Source organism: Dendronalium phyllosphericum CENA369 (genome assembly GCF_016056275.1).
Taxonomy (GTDB): domain Bacteria; phylum Cyanobacteriota; class Cyanobacteriia; order Cyanobacteriales; family Nostocaceae; genus Dendronalium; species Dendronalium phyllosphericum.
Genome location: NZ_JAECZA010000021.1, coordinates 38,139 through 52,534, shown reverse-complemented (window position 1 = coordinate 52,534; position 14,396 = coordinate 38,139). Strand labels below are relative to the sequence as shown.

The window sequence follows — 14,396 nt, the reverse complement described above, 5'->3', positions numbered from 1 at the left end:
GCAGGGGAGCAGGGGGGCAGGGGAAGAATTTTTAACTCCTAACTCCTGTACAGACGCAATTAATCGCGTCTCTGCTCCTAATTTCTCACTCAGCACTCAGCACTCAGCACTCAGCACTCTTGTTTACCTCTCCCTCCCCGAACGTATCAACTCTCGCCCTTTGCCTCCAGTGGAAGTAGTGGATATGCGGCAAGAGTTGCAGGAGGGAAATCGTTCTATATTTAGTAAGTCGCTACAAGCAGCTTTACAACACTTGCAAGAAAGACGACAACAGGGAATTTTATTTATCCATCGTCGGGGACACAGTACCTTTGTCTCTTGCCGTAGTTGTGGCTATGTCTTGGAATGTCCGCACTGTGACGTTTCGCTATCGTATCACCATAGCGAAGAAGGAGCGCCGCAATTATTGCGCTGTCATTACTGTAACTATGGGCGATCGCATCCGCAACACTGTCCTGAATGCAGTTCACCTTATCTGAAATTCTTTGGTAGCGGTACTCAGCGAGTCGCACAGGAATTAACACGACAGTTTCCGCAGTTGCGTTTCATCCGCTTTGATAGCGATACTACTCGCAACAAAGGCTCACACCGCACCCTACTCACTAAGTTCGCAAACGGCGAAGCTGAATTATTAGTAGGTACGCAAATGCTTACCAAAGGTTTAGATTTACCCCAAGTAACACTCGTAGGTGTAGTCGCTGCTGATGGATTATTGCATCTATCAGACTATCGCGCCAGCGAACGGGCATTTCAAACCCTAACTCAAGTAGCAGGACGAGCTGGCAGAGGCGACGATGCGGGTAGGGTAATTGTGCAAACTTACACCCCAGAACATCCAGTCATTGAAGCGGTAAAACAGCACGATTATCAATCTTTCTCTGAAACTGAATTAGAACAACGGCAAGCACTCAATTATCCGCCATATGGTAGGTTAGTTTTGTTGCGCCTGAGTAGCCTCGATCCCACGCAAGTGCAAAATACAGCGCAAACAATCGCCACAGCCTTGGGTGCGAAAGCCGGATTTGAGATACTAGGCCCTGCGCCGGCTAGTATTGTGCGGGTAGCTAACCGTTACCGCTGGCAAATATTACTGAAATTTGCTGCTGATGCCTTGCCACAATTACCAGATTGGGAACAAGTGCGATCGCTTTGTCCCCAATCTGTTAGCTTGACAATAGATGTAGACCCCATCAATATAATGTAGTGAATTGTCCAAAAAATGTCTTCTCTGCATGAGCTTTTCATCTCTTGAAATCAGCAATACTAGATTTTAAGAAAAAGCGTTAATGTCATCATTTATGATAGTACCTACTCCTTGATGATTCGCAAACGTAGCATTTGCCGCACCATAGAGATTAACAAAAAATGTTTCATCGGTTTCAACTTTATTATCACCTCTGATGCCAATACTAATAACTTTACTGGTTTCGCCAGGGTTAAAAACAATTGTCCCCAGTCCAGAATCATAATCGGAGTCAGAAACTTTGGCAGTGCCATCACTCGTGCTGTAATTTACAGTAATTGGTTGATAAAACTCACTGGAGAGAGTAACGACAAATTTAGCATTAGTTATCATTCCTGTAGTACCTTCTTTGAGTGATACATCTGCAATGCTGATAGCGGGAGGGGCATCATCATTAATGATAGTAGCGACTCCCAAGCTATCAGTAATCATAGCGTTTGTAGCACCCAGTAAATTGACAGAAAATGTCTCGTTGGTTTCAGGTTTGTTATCGCCTATGATACCAATGCTCAGAGTTTTACTGGTTTCGCCAGGATTAAAAGTAATCGTCCCGGAAGCAGAATTGTAATCAGAGTCAGAAACTTTAGCAGTGCCATCACTCGTGTTGTAATTTACAGTAACCTGCTGAAGGCTGGGTGTGGAGAGAGCAACGGTAAAGTTAGCATTAGTTGTTGTGCCTGTGTTCCCTTCTGCAACTGAAACATCCGAGATGCTAATAGTTACTTGGTTGTCATCATCAATGATAGTACCAACTCCTAAATTATCTGCAATTGTTGCATTTGTCGCACCTAAAAGATTGACACCAAATGTCTCGTTAGCTTCAAATTTGTTATCGCCGATAACACCGATGCTAATAACTTTGCTGGTTTCCCCAGGATTAAAAGTAATCATCCCTGAAGCAGAATTATAATCAGAATCAGAAACTTGAGCAGTACCATCACTCGTGTTGTAATTGACAGTAATCAGTTGATAGCTAGCATTAGAGAGAGTGACGGTAAAGTTAGCATTAGTTGTTGTGCCTGTGTTCCCTTCTGCAACGGAGATATCGGAAATACTGATAGTTGGTTGGTTGTCATCATTGATGATAGTGCCAACTCCTAAATTATCTGCAATTGTTGCATTTGTCGCACCTGAAAGATTGACAGAAAATGTCTCGTCTGTTTCAAATTTGTTATCGCCGATAACACCGATACTAATAACTTTACTGGTTTCACCAGGATTAAAAGTAATCGTCCCGGAAGTAGAATTGTAATCAGAGTCAGCAGCAACAGCAGTACCATCACTCGTATTGTAATTGATAGTAACTTGTTGATAACTTGGATTGGAGAGACTAATAGTAAAGTTAGCATTAGTTGTTGTGCCTGTGTTATCTTCAGCAACTGAAATATCCGAGATGCTAATAGTTGGTTGGTTGTCATCATTGATGATAGAACCAACTCCTAAACTATCTGCGATCGCTGCATTTGTCGCACCTGAAAGATTGACATCAAATGTCTCGTCAGCCTCAAATTTGTTATCGCCGATAACACCAATGCTAATAACTTTGCTGGTTTCGCCAGGATTAAAAGTAATTATACCTGAAGCAGAATTATAATCAGAATCAGAAACTTGAGCAGTACCATCACTCGTATTGTAATTGACAGTAACTTGTTGATAACTCGGATTGGAGAGACTAATAGTAAAGTTAGCATTAGTTGTTGTGCCTGTGCTGCCTTCAGCAACTGAGACATCCGAGATGCTAATAGTTACTTGGTTGTCATCATCAATGATGGAACCAACTCCTAAATTATCTGCGATCACTGCATTTGTCGCACCTGAAAGATTGACATCAAATGTCTCGTCAGTTTCAAATTTATTATCGCCGATAACGCCAATACTAATGGTTTTACTAGTTTCACCAGGATTAAAAGCAATCGTGCCTGAACCAGAATTATAATCAGAGTCAGAAACTTGAGCAGTACCATCGCTCGTGTTGTAATTGATAGTAATCGGCTGATAGCTAGCATTAGAGAGAGTGACGGTAAAGTTAGCATTAGTTGTTGTGCCTGTGTTCCCTTCTGCAACGGAGATATCGGAAATACTGATAGTTGGTTGGTTGTCATCATTGATGATAGTGCCAACTCCTAAATTATCTGCGATCGCTGCATTTGTTGCACCCGAAAGATTTACACCAAATGTCTCGTCAGTTTCAAATTTGTTATCACCGATAACGCCAATACTAATGGTTTTACTAGTTTCACCAGGATTAAAAGTAATCGTGCCTGAACCAGAATTATAATCAGAATCAGAAACTTGAGCAGTACCATCGCTCGTGTTGTAATTTACAGTAATTGGTTGATAACTGGCATTGGAGAGACTAATAGTAAAGTTAGCATTAGTTGTTGTGCCTGTGTTCCCTTCTGCAACGGAGATATCGGAAATGCTGATAGTTGGTTGGTTGTCATCATTAATGATGTTTACTGTCGCCGAACTATTAGTAATTGTGGAATTTTCCGGCGCAGCTGTGAGGTTTGGGTCACTCAGGATAACAGTAATGTCTTCATTAGGTTCAAATGTGTTGTCACCCAGAACATTAACTGTAATTGTCTTTGTTGTTTCCCCAATCGCAAAATTTAAAGTTCCAGATGTAGTAGTTCCTCCATTTGTAACCTGAATATTGTTATAGTCACTACCAAAGGTTGCTGCACCGTTGAAAGCATAATTTATGCTACTAGCTACCCCTATACCACCGCTGCGAGTAACCGTAAAGCTAACAGCTTGAGTACCACTATTGCCTTCAATTAAAGTTGGGGTGGCGGTAGAAATTGCATATTGAATCGAATCATTAGCAGCAATATTTAGAGTAGTTTCAGGTATTGTCCCCAAATCAGCACCTGTTAGCGTGCCGAAATTGAGTACAACTGTTTCTGCATTTTCAGGTAAATCGTCTGGGTTAATAGTAAAAGTAATTAGCTGCGTTAAATTTGAGCCTGTTGCTCCAGCAGCAAAAGAGATAGTAGTCGGAGAAAAAGTATAATCGCTACCATTAGTAGCTGTGCTGGTATTTTTGATGACAATCGGAACTGTGACAGCCGTTTCAGGAGAAGCATCTAAAGTAACAGGAATAGTTACTGTAGTGGCGGTACTATCTTCTGTTGCATTGTACGTAGCAGCACCAAAGCTGACTTTTGGAAGTACATATTCAAATGCTCCAATGTCAATTCTTCCACTTTCAATACGGTTAAAACCTGTGCCACGTTGGTCGGTAGTTAAGTTACCGCTATAAGCGAGATCGCCAGCATTTCTGGCAGGACTATTAAAGTATAGAGCGTGGGTTTGTGTAGAACCACCGTAATTTCCTAGCGGTTTAAGTCCGGGATTGGGATTAATAATATCTGTACCCGTGCCTAAAGTCCCAGACGATTTACCACTAATTTTGCCAATCAAGTTGTAAGCACTGCCATTCAAGTTGCTACCATAGACATCAGGCCCTTGATTACCTGGAGCGCTATTGCCAGCAATTATGCTATTGCTGATACTCACAGTGCCACCAGATTTAAAAATGCCACCACCATCGCCCTGGCTATTATTATCACTATCAGCAGTGTTGCCGAAAATAGTACTATTGCTGACTGTGGCATTGTTGGTGTAGATGCCGCCACCAGAAATTTTAGTTGTATTGGTAGAAATAGTGCTATTGCTGATGCTGAGACTACTGCTATAGATGCCGCCACCGTTATTGTTTGCGGTGTTGCCAAAAATAGTGCTATTGCTGATGCTAAGACTACTGCTGTAAATGCCACCGCCGTAAGTGTTTGCAGTGTTGCCAGAAATAGTGCTATTGCTAACTACGGCGCTACTGCTGTAGATGCCACCGCCACTACTATTCGTGGTATTGTTAGAAATGATGCTATTGCTGAGTATGACACTACTAGTGCTGTAGATGCCGCCACCATTGTTAGTTCCTGCATTTCCGCCAGTTATTGTCAACCCATCAATTGAGATAGAGGCACTAGCATTAAAAACACGCGAAGCATTATTACCACTGATGGTGAGTTTATTAGCCCCAGTTCCTTGAATTATTACTCCTTCAGTAACATCCAATTCCCCAGAAGTGAGGGTAATGGTATCGGGGGTAGCATCACCGAATATCCCATTCGTATCAAAGACGATTGTCTCAATTCCTGGATCGTTATTGGCATTGATAATAGCTTGCCTTAACGAGCCAGCACCGCTATCATTGGTGTTAGTGACTACATAGGTGGTATTATCTACTTTAACAGATACATCGTCAATCGCTAAACCGTGATCGTTGCCTCCATCATCTATGTCTTCCCAACGCAGCATAATCTCTTCACCGTTAGCTATTGGGGTCGCTAGCGTAATTGTTACAGGTGTTATGACAACTTTATTATTAGTTTGATTGCCAATTAAAGCACCTGCGGTTGCAGTTGCAATTGGCCCAGTGAAATCTAGCGATGTTACAGGTGTCCATGTTCCTGTTGTCAGGCTTGTGAGAGTTGCCGCAGTTTGATAGCTAAATTTCAGCTGTTGCTGCAATGTATTACCACCATTACGCCATTGCTCACCCGTATAACCGATTTGCAACTGAGTAATTGGTGAACCTGTATTGTTTTGGAGGCGCAACCCATAATAAATAGTTCCTGTACTAGCAGAAGCGACAGAACCAAGGGCCCGGTCTCCGGTGATACCAAAACTATATAATCCACCTGTATTATTAGTGCCAGAACCAACGTTGTAACTTGTTCTTGTGGCATACCACCCGGGAATGGTTGAATCATTAACCCAAGAAGTGGATGTTCCGGAACTAGCTAATGAGTTAAAGTTTTGAGAGTATGTGCCAGTAAAACTAGCTGGCAAAATAGATTGGTAAGCCTGTATTACTTCAGGTTGAAAAGCCAAAGAAGCCTCTATTTTTCCCGTCTTCACCTCTAAATTCCAGTCACCGCCTAAAGCCGCACTTCCTGTTTTATTAGTGGAAGCGGCAACATCTGCCCTAGTAATTCGGCTAAGAAGCTGCACAAATTTCATACCTGAACCGCTGGCTACATCACACCCATAAAGTAGGATGTCAGCTTTATCAGTTAAAACACTTGCCCACTTTCGTAACTCATTTGCATAGCTATTAAGGTTAGCAAGGCTAAGATAAGTCGACCCCAATTGTAAACTCCCCTCACTACCGTGGGAGACAATATGAATTGATTGAACTGAGTTAGGTTTACATCCTGCTAGAAACTCGTTAATTTGCGTTAAACCATCTTTATTAGGGTCAAGAAGAACAACTTCGCTACCGAGTGCGATCCCAGCTACCAGGCTTTGGTAATCAATAACTGCTGTATCTATAAAAACAATATTTTGACTTGCTTGTAGTAAGTTTTTCACAGAATCAGTTTGACTTTTAATGTGACTAGTTTCTGGCTGTTTCGTCATAATTTTCGTCCTTAAATAAAACTCTACAAAAGATTAATATACTTGTCAGATATAAGCTTTATTACAAAGCTATTTGATCGCTCATTTCGTTTGGAAAACAAAATATCATTTTTCTATGGTGAGGCTGATTTAAATTGCATAACTCTATTTTGGTTTAGTGTTTACTAGAGATAATCAGCAGCTTTTTAAAGTCAACAAAAATTGAGAAACCCGATTTATCTAGATAAACCGGGTATATTTTCTCTATTGACGCGGTTTTGTACTAGTAAGTAATAAAATTACTAGCATTTAAAGTTGATGCTTGGATTCCAGTTAACAAAGCAAGACTTTCGCTATTAGAAGTAACCTTAATTAAGGTATCGTTGCCGCTCTGAGTAATAGACAAACCTGAGTAGAGCAAACCACCTGATAAGGCAATCAAATCTTCACTAGTGTTGAAGTCTTTGATAGTATCTCTACCTTCGCCTTTGGCAAGCACAAAAATATCGTTACCTGCACCCCCTGTGAGATTATCACTACCCAAACCGCCATAAATCTGATCGTTTCCTGCTCCACCAACAATTACATCATTACCAGCAAAGCCAAAAATCAGGTCGTCTGAGCTAGTTCCTTGCAAGGAGGTATCAGCCTTGGCTGAACCAGTGATGATGCTACTAACTAGGTTGCCCTTTTTAATGTTGACGACATCAATATCGCTGGGATTGAGATTGTTATATTTGGCATCGCTACTAACTGCTGTGCCTGTGATGATTTGGTAAGCAATGCTGTCATCTGCAATGCCATCATCAACACCTGTAACTGTAATTGTTTGAGGTGTATTCCAGTTAGCTGCGGTAAAGGTGACGCTAGAAACTGAAATAGTACCTTCACTCACCTTGGAACTACTCAAACTAAAGGTGACATCAGCAGTGGGTTGGCTAGTGAGTTGGATATTAAAGTTAGCTGTGCCACCTGCTTCTGTAGTTACTAGTCCATTGGCGGCAGAGATAGTGAAACCTGCTGTATCATCATCAGTAATCGTACCAGTAGCTTTGTTGTCAGCAATGCTGGCGTTGGTGGGGTTAGTCAAATTGACAAAAAAGCTCTCACTCGATTCAGCAACGAAATCGTTGAGAATCGGTATGCTAATTGTTTGACTGGTAACGCCAGGGTTAAAAGTCAGGCTACCCGTGACTGCGGTGTAATCAACTCCTGCGATCGCTGTATTATTACTCGTGTTGTAATCGACTGCGATCGCGTTACTGCTAGCATTGGAGAGTTGGACAGTAAAAACAAGATTGCCGCTGTCTTCTTTGCCGCTTTTATCGACGATAGAGATAGTAGGTGCGCTGTCATCATCAGCGATGGTAATTGTTCCTGGAGTGATGGGAGTTGTTTGGTTGGGATAACTCAGATTCAGATTAATGCTTTCGTTAGACTCAGTAGTTTTATCACCAACAACATTGAGTGAAATGGTCTTTGTTGTTTCCCCTGCGGCAAATTTCAAAGTCCCAGATGTAGTGCCTGTGACACCTGCAACTTTAATACTGTTGTAGTCGCTGCTATAGGTTGCCGTACCATCCAAGGCATAACTGAGGGTAGTGGCAACGCTTGTATCACCACTGCGAGTCACTGTGAAACTGACAGTTTGCGTACCACTATTACCTTCAGTCACAGTTGGGGTAGTAGTTGAAATCGCGTAATTCACATTAGCGGGGGGAGCAAAGTTAGTGTCTCCAATGTGATTCAATGGTTGCTCGGCAAAGTTGTCAGATGATGTATTAGCAACAGTACCTAATGTCAAATTTGGTGCAGTGCCAGCGACTGCACTGGCGACCCAATCCGAGGCTGTTGAACCTGTGGTATCCCCTGTTCGTCCTACATATCCAGCAATAAATGAGGTGTCAACAACAGTGGCATTAGTTGGAACTGAACCGCTAGCACCTTTTCTAAATACAATCGAGCCATAAGCTCTGTCTGTAGTGGATGTTCCATCTAAAACCGAAACAGAATCTAGCACAGTCCAATTTGAATAGGCACTACCATCAGCAATACCATCGTTATCTGAGTCAATATCAGTACTGAGGGTGGGTGCAGTACCAGTTTTAATCAATAAGAAGCTCACAGACCCATTTTCTATCTCGGTTGTCGAACCAGTATGACCGAGCGAACTTGTGGCTCCATTTCCCCAGCCTGCTCCAGTTCCAGTATTAGTGACTACATTTGCTCCAGAGTTGACTGTATAAGTATTGCCTTTTTGCAGAAGAACCAGAATTCCATTGCTACCAAACTGCTTACCAGACAAATCAAAAATATTTTTAACAGTGCCAGCAGTAGTTCCCGAATCGCCCTCAATCCCAACTAGATAAGTTCCAGCTGCTATAGTCGCACCGGGAGTACCACGCAGTTCAATGTATTCTTTAGGACTATCCGTACTTGGAGGGTCGAACAAAATTTCGTTGATCAGTGTAGGCAGGAAATCATCGTTTATGATGTTGACTTTTGCTGAACTGGTAGTAATTGTGGAACTTGCTGGCGCAGCTGTGAGATTAGGATTGCTTAGAGTAACAGTGATGTCTTCATCAGGTTCAATTGTCTTGTCACCCAAAACATCGAGTGTAATTGTCTTAGTCGTTTCCCCAACTGCAAAGCTTAAAGTTCCTGATGCAGCAGTTCCTCCATTCGTAACCTGAATATTGTTATAGTCACTGTTCAAAAGTGCCTTACCGCTCAAGGCATAGTCCACCGTACTCGCCACACCAATACCGCCACTGCGAGTGACAGTAAAGGTGACAGATTGAGTACCGCTATCACCTTCAGTTAAATTTGGGGTGGTGGTGGAAATTGCGTATTGAATTGCATCGTTAGCAGCAATATTCAGAGTAGTTTGAGTGGTTGTCCCTGGAACAGCCCCCGTCACTGTGCCGAAGTTGAGTACAACTGTTTCGTTATTTTCAGGTAAATTATCTGGTTGAATGGTGACAGTTACCAGTTGAGTTAAATTTGAGCCTGTTGCCCCAGCACTAAAAGTGATAGTAGCGGGGGATAAAGTGTAATCACTGCCACTAGTAGCTGTGCTAGTGTTGTTGATGACAATCGGGACTGTAACATTAGAACTGGGAGTGGCATCTAAGGTAACGGCAATAGTTACCTGAGTAGCAGTACTATCTTCTATGGTGTTGTAGGTAGCAGCACCAAAGTTAACTTTTGGGGGACCTACTTGAGCTGTATTGAGTAGCACTGAAACGTTGTTAGAGCCATAGTTAGTCACCACTAAGTCAGATTTGCTGTCTTTATTAAAGTCCTCTACCACTACGGAAGTTGGAGTGGTTCCCACGCCAAAGTTGTCGGCATTTCCAAAGCCACCACTGCCATTGCCCAACAGTACTGAAACGCTGTTGGAGTTAAAGTTAGCCACAGCTAAATCTGAGTTGCCGTCTTTGTTGAAGTCTCCTACTGTCACAGAATAGGGATTGCTTCCCACGGCAAAGCTGGTGGCAGTTCCAAAACCACCACTGCCATTGCCTAACAGCACTGAAACGCTATTGGAGCCATAGTTAGCTACGGCTATGTCAGATTTGCCGTCATTGTTGAAGTCTCCTACTCTCACAGAATAGGGATTGCTTCCCACGGCAAAGCTGGTAGCAGTTCCAAAACCACCACTGCCATTGCCCAATAGCACTGAAACGCTGTTGGAGTCATAGTTAGCCACGGCTAAATCGGATTTGCCATCATTGTTGAAGTCTCCCACTGTCACGGAAATGGGATTGCTTTCCACATTAAAGTTGGTGGCAGTTCCAAAACCACCACTGCCATTGCCCAATAGCACTGAAATATTGTTGGAGTCAATATTAGCTACGGCTAAGTCAGAGTTGCCGTCTTTGTTAAAGTCTCCCACTGTCACGGAAATGGGACTGTCTCCCAAGCCAGAGCTAAAGTTGCTGGCAGTTCCAAAGCCACCACTGCCATTGCCCAATAGCACTGAAACGCTGTTGGAGCCATAGTTAGCTACGGCTAAATCAGATTTGCCGTCATTGTTGAAGTCTCCTACTGTTACTGAATAAGGATTGCTTTCCACATTAAAGTTGGTGGCAGTTCCAAAACCACCACTGCCATTGCCCAACAGCACTGAAACATTGTTTGAGTTAATATTAGCTACGGCTAAGTCAGAGTTACCGTCTTTGTTGAAGTCTCCCACTGTCACGGAACGGGGACCGCTTCCGACGCTAAAGTTGGTGGCAGTTGCAAATGATGAAGGTAAAATTGAGCGGTAAGTCTTCATTACCTCTGGTGTTAAGGCTAAATCTGACTCGATTTCTCCAGTCTTCACCTCTAAATCCCAGTCTCCCCCTAACTCGGCATTTCCTGTAATATCGTCAGAAGCAGCAATATCAGCGCCTGTTATTTGGCTCAACTGTTGCACAAAAGTTCGATCCCCTGATGCAACATTGCAACCATACAGAAGAATGTCCGCATTATCTGTTAAATAATTTCTCCATTGTTGCAATTGATTGGTGTAGAAATTTAAATTAGCAAGACTAAGGTTAGCTGACCCTAGTTGTAAACTCCCTGTACTGCCGTGAGAGATTATATGAACTGATTGAACAGATTGAGATTCACATCCTGCCAAAAACTGGCTGATTTGTTCTACCCCATCTTTTGTGGGATCGAGGATAACTACTTCACTGCCTGGTGTAATACCAGCTAATAGGCTTTGGTAGTCTATGACTGCTGTATCAATAAAGACAATACTAGACCCAAGTAATTTTTTAGTAGAGTTATTCTGAGTTTCTGAGATATTGTTTTCTGTCAGTGACATAATTGTTGAAGTTAATTGTTGTAAGTCAATAAAAATTTGAGCCAATGCAGATACCTGTTGACTCGAAAAGAGCGATAAGTTATTTGGTTGAATGATGCCAAATGGCACCAAATGAGGACAAAATACTCGTTTTTTACTATCAACAATTTAGTACTTATAGTCACAAAACACTACAGTAATATTTCGTAATTAATCCGAGGTTTCCTAAAGATTTAACGAACTCAAATAAATTATCCGGTTTGAGATTGTTGACTGACTATCAACCGCGATCGCTCCTTTTTCCCATCTGTCAACCTGACGATTGATGTAAATGCTGGAAATATTGTGTAATTATGAGTTGCCCAATTACAGACTGTCAGAGTCTTGAGGTAAAAGACATGATGAAAAAAGTAGCGATCGTTGGTGCTGGCCCTTGTGGACTTCTGCTTGCTCATTACTTGTTGCGTCGTGGCGATAAATATCAAATCGACATTTATGAACGTCGCGGCGATCCTCGGACTGTCTCATTCTCAAAATCTAGAACCTATCCCATCTCTCTCAACGAAAGGGGAATGAGCGCCTTAAGACAAATCGAGGGTTTAGAAGAAGCAGTTAGGGCAGTAAGTGTGGAGATGAAAGGAACGGTTTTTCACCAAAAAAATGGCAAGACGAGATTTACGCCCAGACAAAAACCTTTAGTTACTCTTGACCGCACGAACTTAATTATTGTCCTACTAGAACAGTTGAGCCAAAAGTACGATAATAGCCGATTACAAATCCATTTCGATTGCTCGTGCACTGCTGTAGATTTTGTAGCTAAAACTGTAATATTTCAAAGCGTTTTGACAGACTCATCTCTAAAAATTCCCACTAACAAAGAAGAAATCACTTTTAATTACGATCTGTTAGTTGGTACAGACGGATCTCGTTCTGCGGTCAGAGAAGGTTTTCTTTCCACAGAAAGTTTTGAGTGCGAAGATAAATACTATCCTACTGATTACAAATCAATTTTTCTCGACAATGCCAAGAACTCAAAAACTCACCTTAAATCAGATAATATTCACACTTGGAGATTAGATGACGGCACACTCATGGTAGCCCTATATCAAGTAGATGGAACAATGAGTGGAGCAATTAACTTTCCTCGTGAAAAAAATCAGGTAGCAGGTCTTTCCAGTTCAAAAGAAATACTAGAATTCTTTCAAAAAAATTTTCCCGTAATTGGTCAGGTGATGACTGAAGAAGAGGCAGAAGCTTTTTTAAATAGACCAATATCTCGAATTTTAACTATTCGCTGTAACCGTTATCATCAAGGCGACAGCGTGCTGCTTATGGGAGATGCTGCTCATGCTGTATCGTCCTCGATTGGTCAAGGTTGCAACGCCGCACTTGAAGATGTGGTTGTTTTTGATAATCTTTTAAACGAATATAGCGACGATTTAGCTGAAACTCTAAAACAATTTACTGTTCGCCGTCAGCCAGATGGTTACGCCTTAGTAGAATTAGGAGACTATGCTTTCCCCTCATCTACTAGTTTATTTATTGAGTTTATTTTCAGAGAGTTGATTGCCAAAAGTTTGCACCGATTATTCCCCCAAGTTTTCCCACCTTCATTAGTCGATTTGATATTTGAAACCACAGTTCCTTACTCAGAAATTTTGAACTCATACAAAGGTTGGGTATCCAAAGTCAAAAAATCAAACGAGAAGGTTTCGACCAACTCATAAAAAAGCAAAATTATGATTATTTTTTGATAATAGAGGATTATCTAGAATTATGCTGAAAAAAGTAGCTATTATTGGTGGTGGACTTGGCGGTTTAGCAGTAGCGATCGCACTTCACAAACAAGGCATCAACGCCCAAGTCTACGAAAAAGCACGTTTTTTACGCTCAGTTGGTGCTGGTTTAAGTATTGTACCAAACGGCTTGAATAGTCTCGAAGCAATTGCTCCTGGTATCAGCGAGTTACTCAAAAACGCAGGTAGCCAAACTCAGATGCTGACCTTGAAAAAAAGCACTGGCGAGATGATTGCCCAAAAATCAGTTGCCCTGATGGAAAAATACGGTCAACCAATGTTGCAGATTCGATGGTCGCGTCTACAAGAGATTCTTGCTGCTGCATTGCCACCTGAAACTATCCATCTCGATTATCGATGCATCGGCTTCGAGCAAAATGACAAAGGTGTTGAAGTATACTTTGATGGCAGAGATCCAGTACAAGCAGACTTATTAATCGGTGCTGATGGTTTAAACTCAGCAGTCAGACAGATGCTAATTGGTGATGGCGATCCTCGCTATGCTGGTCGCATGTCTTGGCGGGCTGTTCTGAAATACAGCCATGAATTGCTACCTCCTAACGAAGTTATGTCAATGACAGCACCCGATGGCAAAATTTTCGGGTTCTTTGATTTGGGTAACGGATACATGTTTTGGAGTGCTGCGTCGCTATGGCAAGACGAATCTATTATCAATACTGGCGATGCTAAGTCTCGCGTTCAAGAAAAGTTCTTGAATTGGGCAGAACCAGTACCAGCTATTCTCGAAGTCACAGATACTAAAGATATTGTAGAACGACCGATATGCGACAGACCGCCACTGGAAAACTGGAGCCAAGGTAGGGTAACTTTGTTGGGCGATGCTGCCCATCCGATGGTTCCATTACTGGGACAGGGAGCAAACACAGCCTTTGAGGATGCTTGGGAACTTTCTCAGCACCTTTGCCATGCCCCCAGTATTGAAACCGCCCTTGCTAACTACGAAAACAGTCGTAAACCTCGTACGCAAATCATTCAAATCCGCAATGCAGTGCAGGCAAACCGCTCTTATAAAGCTGATAGCGAGACATATCTTCGTGGGATGATGGAGAAAGCCCAAATAAGCGATCGCGAGTTTGAGGAATGGCTCTATAACTACAAGCCATCTGTGGCAGCTTATACGTAAAAAAGT

Annotated in this window: 5 protein-coding genes; 3 read left to right on the top strand and 2 right to left on the bottom strand. The window is 42.2% G+C overall.

All coding sequences use genetic code 11. The annotated features are described in order from the left end of the window. On the top strand, positions 1-1,204 hold a 1,204-nt coding region (gene priA / locus I8752_RS08030; RefSeq protein WP_214431788.1), incomplete at its 5' end, for a replication restart helicase PriA. A gap of 66 nt (positions 1,205-1,270) precedes the next feature. On the opposite strand, the gene I8752_RS08025 is transcribed toward priA, so the two are convergent. Beyond that, positions 1,271-6,673, bottom strand: coding sequence for a Calx-beta domain-containing protein (locus tag I8752_RS08025; RefSeq protein ID WP_214431787.1), 5,403 nt, complete (start codon positions 6,671-6,673; stop codon positions 1,271-1,273). 262 nt (positions 6,674-6,935) lie between these two features. After that, positions 6,936-11,516, bottom strand: a complete 4,581-nt coding sequence (locus I8752_RS08020) for a DUF4347 domain-containing protein (RefSeq protein WP_214431786.1) — start codon at positions 11,514-11,516, stop codon at positions 6,936-6,938. A 332-nt stretch (positions 11,517-11,848) separates the two neighbouring features. Between I8752_RS08020 and I8752_RS08015 the strand changes: the two genes are divergently transcribed. Together I8752_RS08015 and I8752_RS08010 are read left to right on the top strand one after the other, a co-directional pair. Continuing rightward, complete coding sequence (locus I8752_RS08015; RefSeq protein WP_214431785.1) at positions 11,849-13,177, top strand: FAD-dependent oxidoreductase; 1,329 nt, start codon at positions 11,849-11,851, stop codon at positions 13,175-13,177. A gap of 49 nt (positions 13,178-13,226) precedes the next feature. After that, entirely contained in the window at positions 13,227-14,390 is a 1,164-nt protein-coding gene (locus I8752_RS08010; RefSeq protein WP_214431784.1) for an FAD-dependent oxidoreductase, read from the top strand. Positions 14,391-14,396 lie beyond the last annotated feature (6 nt).